Origin of the sequence: Bradyrhizobium sp. ORS 111 (assembly GCF_045571485.1) — a bacterium.
In the GTDB taxonomy this organism is placed as follows: Bacteria; Pseudomonadota; Alphaproteobacteria; order Rhizobiales; family Xanthobacteraceae; genus Bradyrhizobium.
In genome coordinates this window covers 506,008-522,860 of the sequence record NZ_CP120701.1, presented here as the reverse complement: position 1 = coordinate 522,860, position 16,853 = coordinate 506,008, and the positions used below count along the sequence as shown (strand labels likewise).

Here is a 16,853-nt window from a genome sequence, read left to right as displayed (position 1 = left end):
CGCTTGAACATGGCAGTCAAGTTCAGCCTCACCTCCCGCCTCCAGGAACCCAGGACAAGCGGACCGGCGCGTCCGGAGGCCGAAAACGGCGTTGCAACTGGCCGCGGATTCGAATGAACATCGGCTGGCCGGTCAGCTCGACCGCCAGGGCCGGCGGAAAGTTGCGAATGGACCGATGACGCTGACGACCAGGCTTGCCATCGCGATGATTGCGCTGGTCGCGATCGCGGTTTCCGCGGTCGGATGGCTCAGCTATCGCAGCCTTGAGCGCGCGCTCGCCCCGCGCGTGCTCGACCGAATCGAAACCCAAGTTCGCTTTGCTGCCTCGGTCCTCGAGGCCCGCGCCCGTGCGACACCCGGCGACATCACGACCTTCCAGGTTCTGCCGGCGGTCGGCGGGCTGATGCGGGCGCGGCTCAATGGTGGGGTCGACCCCGTTGACGGCATCACGGAAGCGGTCTGGCGTCAGCGGCTGGAGGCCCAGTTGGCCGCGCAGATGGCGTTCAAGCCGGCCTACTCGCTGCGCTTCATCGGCGTCGCGGACAATCATCGCGAACTCGCGCGGGTCGACCGATCCGGCCCCAACGGCGCGGTGCGAATCGTGCCCGAGCCGGAGCTGAAACAGGTCGGCGATGTCGCCTATTTCCGCAATACGATCAATCTGCCACCGGACGGCATCTACGTCTCGCCGATCGGCCTGGACGAGGAGAATGGCGCCGTCGAGACGCCGCATGTCGCGACCATGATGGTCGCGAAGCCGGTCATGACACAAGACGGCAAGCCGTTCGGGATCGTCATCATCAATGCCGACATGCGACCGACGCTCGAAAGCGTCCGCGCATCGGCGCGTCCCGGCGAACGGGTCTACGTGGTGGACGCCGGCGGCAATTATCTCGTCAACCCCGACCGCGGGCGCGAATTCGGCGCGCAGCTCGGCAAGCCGACGAACTGGCAACGCGACATGCCCAATCTGGCGGCCGCGCTCGGCACCACACAAGGCGTCGCGAAGATCGTCGTCGGTCAGGCCGGACAGGAGGACTGCGTTGTCGCGCTGGCGCCGACGCTGCTGGCGGCACATCAATGGGTCGCCGTGATCGACATCGTGCCCAACGCCGTGTTCATGGCGCCGGCGATGGCGATCCGCAACAGCTCAATCCTGGTCGGTCTGCTGGCCGTGCTCGGCGCGGGCGTCCTGGCCTGGCTGATCGCCCGATCGCTGACCCGGCCGATCACGCAATTGACCGCCGCCGTGGAGCGCGTCGGCGAAAAGGGCACCGCCGCCATTCCGGTCAACGCCGGCGGCGAGACCGGCGTGCTGGCGCGCGCGTTCGCCCGCGTGATGGACGAGGCCAACGCCAAGACGGTGGCGCTCGAGCGCGAGATCGCCGAGCATCGCCGCACCGAGGCGGCGCGCGACCACCATGCAGAGCGCGAGCGCCTGTTCGCAGCAGCCGTCGAATCCTCCAGCGACGCCATCATCACGATGTCGCTCGAAGGGATCATCACGGGTTGGAATCCGGCTGCCGAGCGCTTGTATGGATATAGCGCCGACGAGGCGGTCGGCCGACACATCGCCCTGATCGTGCCGCCGGACCGGCGCGCCGAGATCGACGAGATCATTCGCAGGATCGGCCGGGGCGAACGGATCGAGCAGAACGAAACCGTGCGCCTGCGCAAGGACGGCAGCACGGTCGACGTGTCGCTCTCGATGACGCCGATCAAGGCGCTGTCGGGCGCCGTCACCGGCATCGCCAAGTCGACCTACGACATGACCGAGAGCCGCAAGTCGGAGGAAAGCCTGCGCGAAAGCGCGCAGCTCGCGAGGGGCATCATCGACGGTTCGCTCGATGCCTTTGTGCAGATCAACCAGTTCGGCATCATCCGCGACTGGAACACGCAGGCGGAAACGATCTTCGGCTGGAGCCGTGAGGAGGCGATCGGCCGCAACGCGTTCGAGCTGATGGGCCGGCCGGGCGGCCCGCTCGCCACGGCGCTCGCCGGATTTCTGAGCTCCGGCGGCGACCGCGTGCGCGAGCCCCGCCGCGAGGCGCAGATCCGGCGGCGCGACGGCAGCGAATTCACCGCCGAGTTGAGCATCTCGGCGCTGAAGACCCGCGATGGACTTCTTTTCAACGGCTTCATCCGCGACCTGACCGAAAAGATCGCCGCCGAGGATCGAATCCGACAGTCGGAGAAGATGGAAGCGGTCGGCCAGCTCACCGGCGGCATCGCGCACGACTTCAACAATATCCTCACCGTCATCACCGGCACGATCGAGATTCTGGGCGATGCCGTAAAGGACCAGCCGCAGCTCGCGGCGATCACCCGGATGATCGACGAGGCCGCGTCGCGCGGCGCCGATCTCACCCAGCAACTGCTGGCGTTCGCTCGCAGACAGCCGCTCGAGCCGCGCGAGATCGACGTCAACGCGCTGATCATCGACACCACCAAGCTGCTGCGCCGGACGCTCGGCGAGCAAGTCGAGATCCGATCGACCTTCGAGGACAAGACATGCCTGGCGGTGGTCGATCCCAATCGGCTGGCCAACGCCCTGCTCAACCTCTCGCTCAACGCCCGGGATGCCATGCCGCAAGGCGGCCGGCTGACGATCGAAACGGCATCCGTCGTGCTCGATGAGAGTTATGCCGGCTCGCACGGCGACGTGCGGCCGGGTCCGTACGCCATGATCGCCGTGAGCGATACGGGGATGGGAATTGCCGCCGATATGCTCGACAAGGTGTTCGATCCCTTCTTCACCTCGAAGGGGCCGGGCAAGGGCACCGGGCTCGGCCTCAGCATGGTCTATGGCTTCGTCAAGCAGTCCGCGGGGCACATCAAGATCTACAGCGAGCAAGGGTACGGAACGACGATCCGGATGTACCTGCCGGCGGCTTCAGGCACCGCGATCGCGGCCGAGGAGGCGACGGCGCTGGAGCTCGAAGGTGGCCACGAGACCATCCTGGTTGTCGAGGACGACAAGCTGGTGCGCGACTACGTGCTGGCGCAACTGCACGGGCTCGGCTACGTGACGCTGGCCGCCGCGACTGCCAACGAAGCGCTCGCGATCGTCGAGGCCGGCACGCCGTTCGATCTGCTATTCACCGACGTGATCATGCCCGGGCTCAACGGCCGCCAGCTTGCCGAACGGATTTTCAGGATGAAGCCCGACCTCAAGGTGCTGTACACCTCGGGCTACACCGAGAATGCAATCATCCATCACGGCCGGCTCGACGAAGGCGTGCTGCTGCTGCCCAAGCCCTATCGCAAGTCGGAACTCGCGGCGATGATCCGCAAGGCGCTCGCCGACTAGACGCTCGCGAACACCGGCTCCGAATTCCACGCGGCAACTCGGGCCGCGGGGAAATCAGGCCTGGCGCTGCGCCGTCATCACGATGCGAACGAGGTCGGCGGCATTGCGCGCGCCGAGCTTCTTCATGATGTTGGCGCGGTGATCCTCGATGGTGCGCGGGCTGATGCCGAGATGACGCCCGGCCTCCTTGTTGGACGCGCCGGAGGTGAACTGCTCGAGCACCTCGCGCTCGCGGCGGGTCAGCGGCTCGCGTCCCGGAAAATGCAGCGAGGCGACGCGCGACGCCGAACTCTCCGAGCGGCGCCTGGTGTAGGCCTCGATCGCCTCGTTCAGCCGGGCAACGATCTCGTTGCCGCGGAACGGCTTCTCGATGAAATCCAGCGCGCCGTTCTTGATGGCGCTCACCGCCATCGCGATATCGCCCTGCCCCGAGATCATGAAGATCGGCGCCGGATAATCCTCGCCGTGCAGTTCCTTCAGGATGTCGAGACCGGATTTTCCTGGAATGTGCACGTCGAGCAGAATGCAGGCCGGCGTCCGGCTTCGCGCAACGGAAAGCAGCGCGGCTCCGTCCGCAAAGCAGATCACCTTGTAACCGGCTGTCGACAGAACCACGGACAGCGTCTCGCGAACGGCAGGATCGTCGTCGACTACGAAAATCTCCCCACGGGGAGCGCCATTCTCAGTCATATGCATCGTCCATCAGTGGTGACACGTGGTGCTTGGCCGCACAAGAACTCTCTCGAGCATATCGATCAATGGACCCGTATTTGTACGGGACGCCCGCTTAACGCACAAGTAGCACCGCATTCCCTGAAGGTGGGGGCGGTGGAGAAACATGCATGGAAATGCAGCGGCGGACGACGCCGCGACGCGCTCGAACGAAAGCGATGATCCCTATAATGTCATTTTGGCGGACTTGGTTGCGTTGATCGGGTATGTGCAGCCGAGCAGCGACATTGGCGACAGTGCCGCGCTTGACCGGATGCTCAGTTCCGAACCCCCGATACGCACCTTGAATTGATCCGCAGGCCCGGAAACTGCCGATTCTGCGGACCGCGATTGTCACGCTCCAACACATGAGATCGCGATCTGTTCCGCACACTCCGGGATGGCGGCGGATCTAAGCGGAGGCGAGACCGGGTCAGACCCCGGCCCGGTCGCCTTCGCCGGCGGCTGATCGCTTCTTGCTCGGCTTGCCCTTGAGGAAGCCGACGTCCATCTCGGTGCCGTTGACACGGATCAGTTCGCAGCGGCGATAGGCGAGCCCGGTCGACGACAGCAGCAGGAAGAACTCCTTCAGATTGAGCCCCTGAATGGAACCTTCCACTGTCAGAGCCGCATCGGTGTCGGAGATGGCGTTGAGCCGGCAGTCGCGCCGCCAAGTGCCGTCGATCGCCATGATGCAGACATCGAAGCCCCTGCTGAACGTCACGCGTTCAACGAGTTTGCCGTCATCCGTCATGGTCAAAGTCTCGCTGCCATGGCGGCAACCCTCGGCAGAACGGCCCCCGCCGCCAATGTCCGCGCCGCGCTCGGCCGATACAGGCCGCGCCGCTCGGGGAACGGCTTGAAGCCGTCCGTCAGGCCGACCACGGTTTCGGCGGCGCCCAGCACCAGGAAGCCATCGGCTTCCATCGATCTGGCAAGGCGGTTGAAGACGTTGATCTTGGTGTCCTGATCAAAATAGATCAGCACGTTGCGGCAGAAAATTACATCGAAGGTGCCGAGCTGGGAGAAATCGTGCAGCAGGTTGAGCTGGCGATGCTGCACCATCGATCGCAACTCAGGGTTGATCTGCCAGAACTCGCCCGATTGCTTGAAGTACTTGACCAGCATCTGGATCGGCAATCCACGCTGTACCTCGAACTGGCTGTAGATACCGGCCTTCGATTTCTCCAGCACCTCCTGCGACAGGTCGGTCGCGATGATCTCGACCCGCCAGCCCGCAAGCGCTGCGCCCATCTCCTTCAGGCACATCGCGAGCGAATAGGGCTCCTGGCCGGTCGATCCCGCGGCGCACCAGATCCGGATGCTCTTGCGTGCCGCACGCGCCTTCAGCAGCTCCGGCATGATCGTGTCGCGGAATTGATCGAACGGCAGCTTGTCGCGAAAGAAGAAGGTTTCGTTGGTGGTCATGGCCTCGACCACCTGGACGATGAGCGAGGGCGAACCGCCCCTCATCTTCGTCACCAGGTCGGGGATCCCTGACAGACCGTGTTTGCGCGCCAGCGGAAGCAGGCGGCTTTCGATCAGGTACTGCTTGTCTGCGGACAGGTCGAGCCCTGAATGATCCTTCAGGAGCTTGCACAGATACTCGTAGTCGAGGGGCGTCACTGGAGCCTCGCAAGGACAAAAAAGATGAGACTGGCTTCAGGCTTCGGTGGGCAGATCGAGTGCAAGCAGCCCCACTTCCTGGAACTTCGCGGTGACGATCTCCTTGTCGAACGGCTTCATGATGTACTCGTTGGCGCCGGCATGCAGCGCGCGCGAGATATGGTCGATACCGTTCTCGGTGGTGCAGAACACCACCTTGGGCTGATCGCCGCCCGGCATGCGCCGCAGATTGCCGAGAAATTCGTAGCCATCCATCACGGGCATGTTCCAGTCGAGCAAAACCGCGTCCGGCATTCCGCGCTTGCAAACCTCGAGCGCCTTCTCGCCGTCCTCGGCCTCGGTGACGGTGAATTCCATTCCTTCGAGGATGCGGCGGGCGATCTTCCGCACCACGCCGGAATCGTCGACGACAAGACATGTCTTCATGTATTTGCCTCCTTGTTGAACCAGTCGTCTTTCGGTCTGGGATTTACGCAGCAGCGGCCGCCTTGGGCATCAATTCGAGCACGCGATCGACGTCGAGGACGACCATGAGCTGGCCGTCGAGGCGGTGGACGCCGCCGGCGAGCTTGGCCATGCGGGGATCGAGGTTGACCGGATTGTCCTCGCGGCTCGCCTCGGGCAGCCGCAGCACCTCGCCGATCTGGTCGATCAGGAGGCCGTAGGATTCCCCGCGCAGGTCGACGCCGACCGCCATCATCACCTGGCCGCTGTCGGCCTTGGGCAGGCCGAGCCGGGCGCGCATGTCGATCACGGTGACGATGCGGCCGCGCAAGTTGAGCACGCCGGCGATCTCGCCGGAGGCCAGCGGCACCCGGGTCAGCCGCTCCGGCATGAACACGTCCTGCACCCGCGAGATCGGCAGCCCGAACAATTGCCCGCCGATCACAGCGGTGACGTATTCGGCCATCGCGCCGTCGCTGATCTCGCTCGTGCTGGTCATCGCATCTGGTCCTTCAAGCCCCTTGTTTTGAGCATGATCTGATCGGAAAACCGGTTCCCTTTCGCTAACGCGGCCCTTTGGGTCCGGATCATGCTCTACGCCGCCTTGCGCAGTTCGGCGGTCTGCTCCTTGAGCGCCGCGATCAGCCCGGGACGGTCGAACTTGGCGACGTAGTCGTGGAAGCCGGCCTGCCGGCCGCGCTCGATCGCCGCCGGCGACACCATCGCCGACAGCGCGATGATCGGCAGCCCGGTCAGGTTGCCGTCGGCGCGGATCACCTCGGCGAACTCGAAGCCGTTCATCTCCGGCATCTCGATGTCGGTCAGCACCACGTCGAAGGCCTGCCCCGAGCGCAGCGCCGCGAGCCCCTCCTGCGCGCCGCCCGCGGTGCGCACCCTGTAGCCGGCGGCCTTCAAGACCGGCGCCAGCATGTTGCGGAAGAACGCGCTATCATCGACCAGCAGCACCGACTGCGCGCTGGCCGACGGGCGCATCTCCTTGCGCGCGAACCAGTCGGCAAACGCCATCGGCAGGAAGTGGCCGACGTCGATCACCTCGGTGGCCTGGCCCTTGATCACCGCCGAGCCCAGAATGCCGTCCTGGGAGCCCGCGACCTCGATGTTGAGCCGCTCCTCGACGATGTCGATGATCTCGTCGACCACCAGCCCCATCGAGCGGCCGTCGTCGGAGAACACCAGGATCGGCTGCGCGCCCTGGCGCTGCACCTCGACGCCCGCCATCTGCACCAGCGGCATCAGCTGCTCGCGGTACTGCACCATGTGGCGGCCGTTAGAGAGCTCGATCTTGTCGGCGGCGATCTCCTCGAGCCGGGTGACGAGGCCGAGCGGCACCGCCTTGGGCTGCGAGGTGCCGGCGCGGAACACCAAGAGCGAGGTCAGTTGCTCGCCGCTTGCGGCATGGGCGGCGGCGGTGTCCTCGGCCAGCTCATGGGCCGCGGCGCCGGAGGCGCCGAGCGCCTTGGCGATGCCGTTGGGGTCGATGATCATGATCACCGCGCCGTCGCCGAGGATGGTGTTGCCGGAGAACATGTCGATGTGGCGCAGCTTGGTCGACATCGGCTTGACCACGATCTCCTCGGTGTGGAACACGCCGTCGACCACGATGCCGAAGGTCTGGCTGCCGACCTGCGTCACCACGATGAAGCCGTTCTCGGCCGCGGCGGCCGCGCCGTCGTCGATCTGCAGGAGCTTCTTCAGGTGGATCAGCGGCAACAGCTTGTTGCGCAGCCGCAAGACCGCGGTGTCCTTGATGCGCTCGATGCGGTGCTCGGAGTTGGCGCGGGCCCGCACCAATTCGACCACCGACAATTGCGGGATCGCGAAACGGTCGCCGGCGGCCTCGACGATCAGGGCGGAGACGATCGCCAGCGTCAGCGGGATCTTGATGGTGACGCTGGCGCCCTCGCCGGCCACGCTCTTGATGTCGATGGTGCCGCCGATCTGGTCGATATTGGTGCGCACCACATCCATGCCGACGCCGCGGCCGGACACCGAGGTGACCTGCGCGGCGGTGGAGAAGCCCGGCGCGAAGATGAACTTGTGGACCTGCGCTTCCGTCATCTTCTCCAGCTCGGCCTCGGTGACGAGGCCGTTCGAGAGCGCCTTGGCCTTGATCCGCTCGGTGTTGAGGCCGCGGCCATTGTCGGCGATGCAGATGATGATGTGGCCGCCCTCGTGATAGGCGGACAGCCGAATGGTGCCCTGCTCGGGCTTGCCGCTCGCGAGCCGCTCGGCCGGGGTCTCGAGGCCATGGTCGGCGGAGTTGCGCACCATGTGGGTGAGCGGATCCTTGATCAGGTCGAGCACCTGGCGGTCGAGCTCGGTGTCGGCGCCGTGCATCTCGAGTTCGATCTGCTTGCCGAGCTCGCCGGAGAGGTCGCGGACGATGCGCGGCAGCTTCTGCCAGGCATTGCCGATCGGCTGCATCCGCGTCTTCATGACGCCCTCCTGCAGCTCGGCGGTGACGTTGGAGAGCCGCTGCAGCGGCACCTTGAACTCGGTGTCCTCGTTGCGCCTTGAGATCTCCAGGAGCTGGTTGCGGGTCAAGACCAGCTCGGAGACCATGGTCATCAGGTGCTCGAGGGTGTCGACATTGACCCGGATCGACTGGTTGGCGATCTTGTCGCCGGCCTCGGTCTCGGCCTCGATGGCGCTCCGGCGCGCCGGCCGCTTCGCGCCCTCGGCGGCGGGGGCGGCGGCAGGCGCCGCGGCGGGCCTGGCGACCGGCGCCACCACCTCGGTTGCGGTCTCGCGGAAGGCGCGCTCGAGCTCGTCGAGCGAGACCTCGCCCGGGCGCAACGGCCGCTCCAATGTCTGCGCCACCAGCGTGCCCGTGGCGAGCGCCGGCTGCACCGGGGGCGCCTCCACCACCGGCACCGCCGTAGCGTCGGCAGCGCCCTCTCCGGCAGCCATCGCCGCCATGCCGCGCGCGACCATCGCTTCGAGCTGATCGATCAGATCGCGGTCGGTGCCGTCGGGCTCGGCCTCGGTGGCCTCGAGCCCGGCCAAAATCTCCTTGATGCGGTCGATCGAGGACAGGATCAGCGTCACCGCCTCCGCGGTCACCGGCATGCCGTCGCGGAACTTGCCCATCAAGGTCTCGCCGGCATGCGCCAGCGCCTCCAGCCGCGGCAGCCCGAGGAAGCCGCAGGTCCCCTTGATCGTGTGCACCAGGCGGAAGATGTTATCCAGGATCTTGGCGTTGTTCGGATCCTGCTCGAACTGCACCAACTGGTTGTCGACCGTGTCCAGGCTCTCGCTGCTCTCCGTCAGGAACTCGCGCAACAGATCGTCCATCGGAATCGGCCCCCTCAAAGTGCTACGGAACGGTCGCCTCCTCCCGATAACCTCGCCGGCTTCACGGCGACGTTAATTTTGGGGTCCGTGCAAATACGGATGATGAGGCATTTCAAAGAGTTGGACGATGCATTCTGTGACGGCGGCGACGCTCGAAAGAACAGGCACTTAGTGCCCGCGCAGGTAGCACGGCGTCCGGTGAAGACCGTGGATTGAATCAAATTGCAGCGAGCGACGGTTAAGCCTGCCTCGCAGTATGTCATGACGTGCAGGAGATCCGGACCTCGCTTCAGATGGACGGCGCGCAAGACAAAGGCGGCGGAGTTTCCTCCGCCGCCTTCATATTGATGCCTGTCGAAGCTGCGCTTAGCGGAGCAGTTGGAGCACGCTCTGCTGGCTCTGGTTGGCGAGCGCCAGCGCGGACACCGCGATCGACTGGCGGGTCGACAGCGCCTGGCTGTTGGCCGCTTCCTCGTTGGTGTCGGCGAGCGTCAGGTTGGACGAGCCGGTCTGCAGCACGTTGATCAGGTTCTTGGAGAAGTCCTGGCGGATCTGCACGATCGACAGGTTCGAGCCGAGGGTCGAGGCCTGGGTCCGCAGCAGCCCGCTCGCGGTGTTGAGCGTCTTCAGCGTGGCGTTGGCCGAGGCGTTGTCCAGGAAGTCGGTTCCCTCGGTCAGCTTGGTGAGGTTGAGACCGGCGGCATTGAAGGTCACGCCCTGGATCTTCAGCGTCGAGGACCCGGTCTCGTTGAAGGTCAGCTTGAGCTGATCGCCGTTGAGCAGGTTGATGCCGTTGTACGAGGCGTCCTGGGCGGTCGTGGTGATCTGATCCAGGATGTTGTTGTACTGGTCGACCAGGTTGGCGCGGTTGGCGAGCGCGGTCGGATCCTGCACCGGGGCGCTGCCGGCGAGGCCGTTGAACAGCTTGCCGGCGCCGGCCGCGGTGCCGCCGATCGTGCCGAGGGTCGCCGAGGCGGCGTCGTTGGTGGTGCTGATGGTGAGCGCCCCGGTCGAGGAGAGCGAGGCCTGCAGGTTGTTGGCGGCAAGCTGGGTGTTGAGGTCGTTGAGCGACTTCACCTGGCCGGCGCCGGTGCCGAAGGTGATGTTGGTGGCGGTGCCGTTGCCGGTCGCGCCGATCGTCAGCGTCAGGCCGCCGAGCGCGGTGGCCCCGGTGCGCGCGGTGGTGCCGGCGGTGAGGCCGAACGCGGTCAGCGCGGTGCCGGTGCCGGAGATCACCAGGTCCTGGGTGGTGCCGGTGCTGATCTGCAGCTTGCCGCCCGACACCGAGGAGGCGGTGGTCGCCCCCGTGATGCCGTCGATCGCGGTGAGCAGGTCGCCGACGGTCAGCGTGCTGCCTGCGCCGGTGCCGAGGGTGACATTGCCCGACGCATCGGTGGTCGAGGTGGTCTGCCCGGTCGAGAACGTGATCGTCTTGCCGTTGACGGTGAGGACGCCGGTCGGCGTCGCCGCCAGGGTGTCGGAGGTGGCCGCGGTGACGAGCTTGGTGGCCGCCGTGATCGGAGCGGGCGTGCCGAGGTTGTTGTTGACGACGGTGCCGGTGAGCTGGGCGTTGCTGTAGGTGGTGGTGCCGAGCAGGTTGTCGGCCGTTGCGCCGCTGATCGCGGCGGTCGTCACCTGAGACTTCTGGGAATAGCCGACGGCGGCCTGCAGCGCCTGGTTGGCGACCGACTTGGCGCTGTCGACCAGCTTCTGCAGCGAGGTGATGCCGGTGTTGGCGGCCTGCAGCACCTGCACGCCGTTGCTGATGCCGTCGAGCAGGTTGTTGATGTCGCTGGCGCGGTTGTCGAGCGACTGCGCGGTGAAGAAGTTGGTCGGATTGTCGAGCGCAGAGTTGACCTTCTTGCCGGTGGCGAGGCGGTTCTGCGTGGTGGCGAGCAGATCGGCGGTCGACTGCAGCGAAAGCAGATTCTGGCGGACCGAAGCCGAAAGGACGATGCCGGACATACTGGATACCCTTCTGGATGAACACGATTGACGCGACGCCGCAAATTTCACACGGCGACCGTGCCACACTGGGCTGTCCGCGCTACCCGTTCGTTAAGGAGCTTCTCCGTACTAATACTCAGAACAGCGCTCGCGAGGTCATCCTGGAAGAGTCGGTGCCGCGGTCACACAAGGCCGTCCATGTGGCGATCGCATTCATGTGCGAAGTCACCGGACATCGCGCGCTGCGTACAAGCTTTCGCGCGCTATCGGGCCGATCGATCGGAGCGCGATCGGATTCAAGTCGCGGACACCAGGCGATGTCCGCCCGCGCTCGGCGTTAATAGAAAATCAACGATGCTCCGAAATGGCGAGCTCCATCACAGCCCCGGCTACGCATTCTGCGCAAATCGGGAACCAATCGAGACTGTCTGCCCTCTAGAGTGTATAATGTGAATGCCGCAACTCTTGTGCAATTGAACAGGGCGGTTATGTTCGCTGCTGCCAAGCGCCAAGAGTAGGTGATGTGAGACCGTAGTGCTCCCGCCCTCGGCAGGAGATTCAATGTCTGCGGTACCGCGTCCGTCCAATCGTTTGTTGCAAGCGCTGCCGGCGGCAGAGCTCGCGCACCTCCATCCGTTGCTTGAAACTGTCGAACTGACCAAGGACGCGGTGCTGGCCAACAGCGGCGCCCCGGTGCAACGGGTCTATTTCCCGCACGGCGGCATCATCTCGATGATGATCAATCTATCCGACGGGCAATCTGTCGAGATCGCCACGATTGGCGTCGACGGCGTCGTCGGCGCATCCGCCGCGCTTTACAGCCGCTCGCCGCTCACCGACGCGATCGTCGTGGTCCCGGGGACGGCCTCGGTGCTACGGGCGGAGGATTTCCGTGCGGCGGTCGAGCGCAGCACCGCGTTTCGAGCCCTGGTCGCTCTCTATGAGCAGGCGTTGATGGCGCAGGCGCAGCAGTCGGTGGCGTGCAACGTTTCGCATGCGGTCGAAGCGCGGCTGTCGCGGTGGCTGCTGCGCGCGCGCGACCTGTGCGGCAGCGAGGCATTGCCACTGACCCAGGAGTTGCTGGCGCAGATGATCGGCGTCCGGCGTAATGCCGTGTCGATCGTCGCGCATGGATTTCAGCAGGCCGGCATTCTCCGCTACAGCCGCGGGCATATCGAAATCACCGATGTCGACGCTTTGCAGAAGGCTGCCTGCGAGTGCTACGCGACGGTCAAGGCATATGCCGCGCAATGGGTTGAGTCCGAGGATTGATCGCGCGCGAGCCCGCACGCCGGACCGGAGCGATCAACAGCGTGCGGCAATAGACCTATTTTTATTAAGCTCAAGACGTGGCAAGATAGATTGCAAGGACGTACGGCTGCACGCGTCGGCCGAGGTGCCAGAGACAGCTTTGCCGGTAGGCTGGAGGTTGCTTTGGATACGGTTTCGCGGTCACCTAACGGCTTCCTGTCGTCACTGTCGGCGAACGATTTCGAATTGATCCGCCAGCACCTGCAAACCGTCGATCTGGTTGCGGATATGGTGCTGAGCGAAGCCGACGAGTTGCTCAAGCGCGCATATCTGCCGCACAAGGGCGTGATCTCGCTGGTGGTCAAGCTGGCCCGCGGCGAGCACGTGCAGGTCGCGATGGTCGGCCGCGACAGCATCTTCGGTGCGTTCGCCGGACTTGGCGAGGCTCCCACGCTGAACAGCGCGGTGGTGCTGGTGCCGGGCGTCGCCTCGACGATCGAGGTCGAGGCGTTGCGCAAGGCGGCCGGGCTGAGCCCGACATTTCGCGCGGCGCTGGCGCGGCACGGGCTCGCGGTCTACGCACAGATCCAGCAGACTGCCGGCTGCAACGCGGCTCACACCGTCGAAGCGCGGCTGGCGCGATGCCTGCTGCAAACGCGTGACCTCGCCCGCAGCAACAAGTTCGTCCTGACGCAGGAAGCAATGGCGCAGATGATCGGCGCGCGACGCAACAGCGTATCGCTGGTCGCACACACGTTGCAGCAGGCGAACTTCATTCACTACAGCCGCGGTCACATCGAGATCGTCAATCTGGACGGGCTGACCAAGACCACATGCGAGTGCTACGCCACGGTCAAGGCGCGGTACGCACAGTTGCTTCAGCGACAGGAAGCCGCCAACAACTGACCGCCCACTCGAGCCGTACTTCTACGGCTCATGATTTTCACCGTCGGATAACGTTGACCTCACAAACTTGCGTGGACGCGCGAGGGGGGCCGATGTTCACGTACCAAACGACCGACCACAAGGAAGCCAGGCGGCTTCGCATTGCGCAGTTCAACGGCAGATCCGCCACCGTTCACTCCGGCGGCGAGACGATCACCGGCCGCGTGCGGTCGATCGTCGAAGGCAAGCCCGGCGTCTCGGCGATGTGGGTGATCACGATCATTCCCGAAGAGCGCCCGCCGGCCGCATCGAAGACGCGGTTGACGCCGCGGATGCACATTGCGGCGGAGGACTATCTCTGAGACGTCAGCCGCCGCCGCAGCAACCATCAGGACAGCCGGCGCGCGCGCAGGCAAGCCGGAGCATGCGAGCCGTTTTTCGGCGTCTGTGCCGGCGAAAGGCGGGTCAGGCAGTATAGAGCAGAGCCTTGCGCACGAGGTCGGCGGTGTTGCGCGCACCGAGCTTGCGCATGGCTTCGGCGCGGTGGCTCTCGAAGGTGCGCGGGCTGATATTCATGTGAAGCGCCCCCTGCTTGTTGGAATAGCCGTCGCTGATCAGGCTGAGCACTTCGCGCTCGCGCTTCGTCAATGGCTTGCGCCCGGCCTGCGGCGCGAACATCACCTCGGGCGAATGGGACCGGACCGGCTTGTCATCCCGGAGCGGCCTGAAGTCGGCGACCGGAATGGCACTCGGATAAAGCTCGGAAATCTGCTTCAGCATCGCGGACACGCGCTCGGTCTGCTCGAGCGCGTTCTCGATGACCTGTCGCAGGTAAATGCCGTTGCCGGGTGCCTGCGCGAACTGATGACTGTGCTGCTTGAGCTCATTCATATAGAGCAGCAGCGCCGTCACGGGTCCATTGAACTGGCGGACGATCGCGGCACCAGCCTCCTCCGTAACCTGCGGTCGCGGGGCGACGTCCTGGACCTCAAACCGGGGGGTCTCAAGCGGCGTGGCTTCGTCGATCCAGGTCGGAAGGCGGGCTTCGGCTCGATTGTCGTGTTGCGTCATAAATATGGTTTACCGAAGGTGAACTTGTGACTGCGTTAACGCGGAGGCCCGTAGAATTACGGGTGACGCAACTGTGATCTGGCGCACCGATGAACCCAGCAGGCACAGATTGCCGCTGATTTGGCAATGAATCCCGCATATTTGAGTCGAGTTACAGTATTCTTACGGGACGGCGCACCTCTCCATCCCCGTAATTTCACGGGCCCGCATTTACCCTCCCGGAACACGGCATTCGATCCGCCCCGAGCGATTGCGGTTCGCTGGGAGGAACTGAGTTGGGCGATTGTCAATTTACAGCCCCACGGGCCGCCGCGATGATCCGCCGCCTCGGATAGCCCGCAAGACCTCAACAAGGAGGCCGCGACGATGCGAACACGACGCAGATCCTGGATGGCCATCGTGGCACTGGCCGCGGCGCTGGCATTGGGGGCCGACGTGCAGGCCCAGAGCCCGCCAAGCGCCAATGCGCCGCCGACGCCCGACAACGCGGTCATGATCACCATCTTCTTCAAGCATGACCAGTCGCGGCCGCTGAGCGAATTGAATGCCCAACTCGAGCGACAGGGCTTCTACAAGGCGTTTCCGCCCGAAGGCATCGAGGTCGTTAGCTGGTACGTGATGATGGGAATTGGCCAGGTCGTGACACTCCGGCTGCCGGCCGCACGGCTGCGCGAGGTCAACCGCGTCATCGAGAACAACGCCTGGGGCGCTTATCACACCGAGTTTTATCCGACCTATGACTACAAGGCGGTCGGGATGGAAAACCACGAGAAAGCGAAGTGAGGGTGATTCCTCCGCTCAACTGCGAAGGGCCGCGCGTCGGATTTGCTGGCCCTGATCGATCAGAGCCAGCTTCCGCAGCCGGGCGTGACCCGTTTGCTATGCGTGCGCCCGCGAGCGTTGGCTGAGCTTTCTGGCCAGAATCCGCAGATCCTCGGTGCGCCCGCTGCACAGCAGGCGCGTGAATTCGTCGGGATCGATGGAAGCAGGCGGGAGGTCGGCCGATTCGCGCGCGATGTGGCGTAGCCAAATCAATCCGAAGAGACGCTTGAGCATCTTCATGGTTGTTGAGCCCCAATGAGCGTCTACGTTAAATCGCGGTAAGGAAGATTGGTTCCGCGTCCTGCGGACGCCTCCGCTGATTTTCAGGGCCTCAATCAGGTGAGCAGGGCCTTGCGCTTTCGCACCCGCTCAATGGACCGGGTGATGCCGACCTGATCGAGCGTGCCATCAGCAAGGTGGGCCACGATCGCCTCCGCAATGGCGGCCATCTCCCGTTCCTGATCAAACAGATTGTTGCCGATGCAGATCATATCCATGCCGGCGCCGATCGCCTGCAGGCTGGCGGCGTGGGTGCCGAGCGCCTTCTGCAATCCCTGCATCTGCATGTCGTCGGTGATCAGGAGCGTCTCGGGCAGGCGGCGGCGTAGGCGGCCGATCCCGGCGGATGACAGCGTCATCGGGTTATCAGCATCCCACGGCCGGACGATCGCGTGGCTGACCAGCACGGCGTCGCCGTGGGTCTGCGGCGCCAGGGCGTAGAACAGCTCCTCCTGCTCTGGCCGCAGCGCGTCGGAAATGTCCATGAACTCCAGATGCGAATCGACGTTCGCGCCTCCGATCCCCGGAAAATGCTTCAGGCAGAGGCCGACCCGCGCTTGCCGCGCCGCAGCGTCGACGAGGCGCGCATTGGCCGCGACCTCGCGAATGTCGGCCGAGTACGACCGCTTGATGCGACCGATATTTGGATTGTCAGGGTTGTAATCGACGTCGATGACCGGCGCGAAATTGTAGCTGATGCCGAGCCGGCGCAATTCCGCATAGCTTGCGGCCAGGATTTGCTGCTTCGCCTCGATCGCGAGCAGATTGAAATCCTTCGCACTCGGCAGCGGCTGAAAGCCGAGGCCCTCCTTGAGCCGGCGCACCAGACCCCCTTCCTGATCGATGAAGACCAGCGGGCGCGAGGGCAGCGCCGCGATCTCGGCGCTGAGCGCCTGAACCTGTGCGGGCGAGGCGATGTTGTTGTCGTATTGCCGGGTCTGGCAGGAATAATCGAACAGGATCACCCCGCCGAGCCCGAACCGTGCCGCAAAGTCGTTCAGCCAGGCCGGGATGACCTTGCCGTAAAAGCCGAGGATGAAGAGTTCGCCGACGGACATCTGCATGAGCTGGGTCCTGCACGCTGAATCAGGTGCGGCATGGTACGCAGAAAGAGCGGTAAGAATATGCTGGCGCACCACACGGCCGGAACGGCGTTCCCCGCACTCGCGCGCCTATGCTAGAGCTGCCGCAC

The 16,853-nt window shown here is 64.7% G+C and carries 16 protein-coding genes; 6 read left to right on the top strand and 10 right to left on the bottom strand.

Annotated elements, in window-relative coordinates:
* The first annotated feature begins 175 nt into the window (after positions 1–175).
* Positions 176–3,310, top strand: coding sequence for a PAS domain S-box protein (locus P6U30_RS02470; protein WP_407167968.1), 3,135 nt, complete (start codon positions 176–178; stop codon positions 3,308–3,310).
* A 54-nt stretch (positions 3,311–3,364) separates the two neighbouring features.
* Here P6U30_RS02470 and P6U30_RS02465 read toward each other — a convergent pair whose 3' ends face one another.
* A complete protein-coding gene (locus P6U30_RS02465) occupies positions 3,365–4,000 on the bottom strand; it encodes a response regulator transcription factor (RefSeq protein ID WP_407167967.1) in 636 nt (211 codons plus the stop codon).
* A 148-nt stretch (positions 4,001–4,148) separates the two neighbouring features.
* On the opposite strand from P6U30_RS02465, the gene P6U30_RS02460 reads away from it, so the two are divergent.
* Positions 4,149–4,334: a hypothetical protein gene (locus tag P6U30_RS02460; protein WP_407167966.1), complete on the top strand. Its 186-nt coding sequence runs from the start codon at positions 4,149–4,151 to the stop codon at positions 4,332–4,334.
* Positions 4,335–4,454: 120 nt separating this feature from the next.
* Here P6U30_RS02460 and P6U30_RS02455 read toward each other — a convergent pair whose 3' ends face one another.
* The 6 genes from P6U30_RS02455 to P6U30_RS02430 form a co-directional block, all read right to left on the bottom strand.
* Positions 4,455–4,775, bottom strand: a complete 321-nt coding sequence (locus P6U30_RS02455) for a PilZ domain-containing protein (RefSeq protein WP_407167965.1) — start codon at positions 4,773–4,775, stop codon at positions 4,455–4,457.
* 2 nt (positions 4,776–4,777) lie between these two features.
* On the bottom strand, positions 4,778–5,647 hold the full coding sequence (locus P6U30_RS02450) for a CheR family methyltransferase (RefSeq protein ID WP_407167964.1): 870 nt from the start codon (positions 5,645–5,647) through the stop codon (positions 4,778–4,780).
* Positions 5,648–5,683: 36 nt separating this feature from the next.
* Positions 5,684–6,073 carry a PleD family two-component system response regulator gene (locus tag P6U30_RS02445; protein ID WP_407167963.1) on the bottom strand — a complete coding sequence of 130 codons (390 nt, stop codon included), beginning with the start codon at positions 6,071–6,073 and terminating at the stop codon, positions 5,684–5,686.
* 43 nt (positions 6,074–6,116) lie between these two features.
* Positions 6,117–6,590, bottom strand: a complete 474-nt coding sequence (locus P6U30_RS02440; protein WP_407167962.1) for a chemotaxis protein CheW — start codon at positions 6,588–6,590, stop codon at positions 6,117–6,119.
* 95 nt (positions 6,591–6,685) lie between these two features.
* Entirely contained in the window at positions 6,686–9,406 is a 2,721-nt protein-coding gene (locus P6U30_RS02435) for a chemotaxis protein CheW (protein ID WP_407167961.1), read from the bottom strand.
* Positions 9,407–9,772: 366 nt separating this feature from the next.
* Positions 9,773–11,371, bottom strand: a complete 1,599-nt coding sequence (locus P6U30_RS02430; protein WP_407167960.1) for a flagellin — start codon at positions 11,369–11,371, stop codon at positions 9,773–9,775.
* Positions 11,372–11,914: 543 nt separating this feature from the next.
* On the opposite strand from P6U30_RS02430, the gene P6U30_RS02425 reads away from it, so the two are divergent.
* From P6U30_RS02425 to P6U30_RS02415, 3 genes are all read left to right on the top strand, one after another.
* Positions 11,915–12,625, top strand: a complete 711-nt coding sequence (locus P6U30_RS02425; RefSeq protein ID WP_407167959.1) for a Crp/Fnr family transcriptional regulator — start codon at positions 11,915–11,917, stop codon at positions 12,623–12,625.
* A gap of 162 nt (positions 12,626–12,787) precedes the next feature.
* Positions 12,788–13,510 carry a Crp/Fnr family transcriptional regulator gene (locus tag P6U30_RS02420; RefSeq protein WP_407167958.1) on the top strand — a complete coding sequence of 241 codons (723 nt, stop codon included), beginning with the start codon at positions 12,788–12,790 and terminating at the stop codon, positions 13,508–13,510.
* A gap of 92 nt (positions 13,511–13,602) precedes the next feature.
* Positions 13,603–13,851, top strand: a complete 249-nt coding sequence (locus P6U30_RS02415) for a hypothetical protein (protein ID WP_407167957.1) — start codon at positions 13,603–13,605, stop codon at positions 13,849–13,851.
* Between the two features lie 103 nt (positions 13,852–13,954).
* Here the strand turns inward: P6U30_RS02415 and P6U30_RS02410 are convergent, their stop codons facing one another.
* Entirely contained in the window at positions 13,955–14,560 is a 606-nt protein-coding gene (locus P6U30_RS02410) for a helix-turn-helix transcriptional regulator (RefSeq protein WP_407167956.1), read from the bottom strand.
* A 390-nt stretch (positions 14,561–14,950) separates the two neighbouring features.
* Between P6U30_RS02410 and P6U30_RS02405 the strand changes: the two genes are divergently transcribed.
* The gene (locus tag P6U30_RS02405; protein WP_407167955.1) at positions 14,951–15,343 is read left to right on the top strand and encodes a hypothetical protein; all 393 of its coding nucleotides are present in this window, start codon (positions 14,951–14,953) and stop codon (positions 15,341–15,343) included.
* Between the two features lie 96 nt (positions 15,344–15,439).
* Here the strand turns inward: P6U30_RS02405 and P6U30_RS02400 are convergent, their stop codons facing one another.
* Together P6U30_RS02400 and P6U30_RS02395 are read right to left on the bottom strand one after the other, a co-directional pair.
* A complete protein-coding gene (locus P6U30_RS02400; RefSeq protein WP_407167954.1) occupies positions 15,440–15,622 on the bottom strand; it encodes a hypothetical protein in 183 nt (60 codons plus the stop codon).
* Between the two features lie 95 nt (positions 15,623–15,717).
* Positions 15,718–16,725 (bottom strand): glycoside hydrolase family 3 N-terminal domain-containing protein, encoded by a 1,008-nt coding sequence (locus P6U30_RS02395; protein ID WP_407167953.1) that lies wholly within the window; start codon positions 16,723–16,725, stop codon positions 15,718–15,720.
* Positions 16,726–16,853: the final 128 nt, after the last annotated feature.

Bases quoted from the DNA above. Each gene is read 5' to 3' on its own strand.
- P6U30_RS02470 (WP_407167968.1), top strand. From the start codon at position 176: ATGACGCTGACGACCAGGCTTGCCATCGCGATGATTGCGCTGGTCGCG.
- P6U30_RS02465 (WP_407167967.1), bottom strand. From the start codon at position 4,000: ATGACTGAGAATGGCGCTCCCCGTGGGGAGATTTTCGTAGTCGACGAC.
- P6U30_RS02460 (WP_407167966.1), top strand. From the start codon at position 4,149: ATGCATGGAAATGCAGCGGCGGACGACGCCGCGACGCGCTCGAACGAA.
- P6U30_RS02455 (WP_407167965.1), bottom strand. From the start codon at position 4,775: ATGACGGATGACGGCAAACTCGTTGAACGCGTGACGTTCAGCAGGGGC.
- P6U30_RS02445 (WP_407167963.1), bottom strand. From the start codon at position 6,073: ATGAAGACATGTCTTGTCGTCGACGATTCCGGCGTGGTGCGGAAGATC.
- P6U30_RS02440 (WP_407167962.1), bottom strand. From the start codon at position 6,590: ATGACCAGCACGAGCGAGATCAGCGACGGCGCGATGGCCGAATACGTC.
- P6U30_RS02435 (WP_407167961.1), bottom strand. From the start codon at position 9,406: ATGGACGATCTGTTGCGCGAGTTCCTGACGGAGAGCAGCGAGAGCCTG.
- P6U30_RS02430 (WP_407167960.1), bottom strand. From the start codon at position 11,371: ATGTCCGGCATCGTCCTTTCGGCTTCGGTCCGCCAGAATCTGCTTTCG.
- P6U30_RS02425 (WP_407167959.1), top strand. From the start codon at position 11,915: ATGTCTGCGGTACCGCGTCCGTCCAATCGTTTGTTGCAAGCGCTGCCG.
- P6U30_RS02415 (WP_407167957.1), top strand. From the start codon at position 13,603: ATGTTCACGTACCAAACGACCGACCACAAGGAAGCCAGGCGGCTTCGC.
- P6U30_RS02410 (WP_407167956.1), bottom strand. From the start codon at position 14,560: ATGACGCAACACGACAATCGAGCCGAAGCCCGCCTTCCGACCTGGATC.
- P6U30_RS02405 (WP_407167955.1), top strand. From the start codon at position 14,951: ATGGCCATCGTGGCACTGGCCGCGGCGCTGGCATTGGGGGCCGACGTG.
- P6U30_RS02400 (WP_407167954.1), bottom strand. From the start codon at position 15,622: ATGAAGATGCTCAAGCGTCTCTTCGGATTGATTTGGCTACGCCACATC.
- P6U30_RS02395 (WP_407167953.1), bottom strand. From the start codon at position 16,725: ATGCAGATGTCCGTCGGCGAACTCTTCATCCTCGGCTTTTACGGCAAG.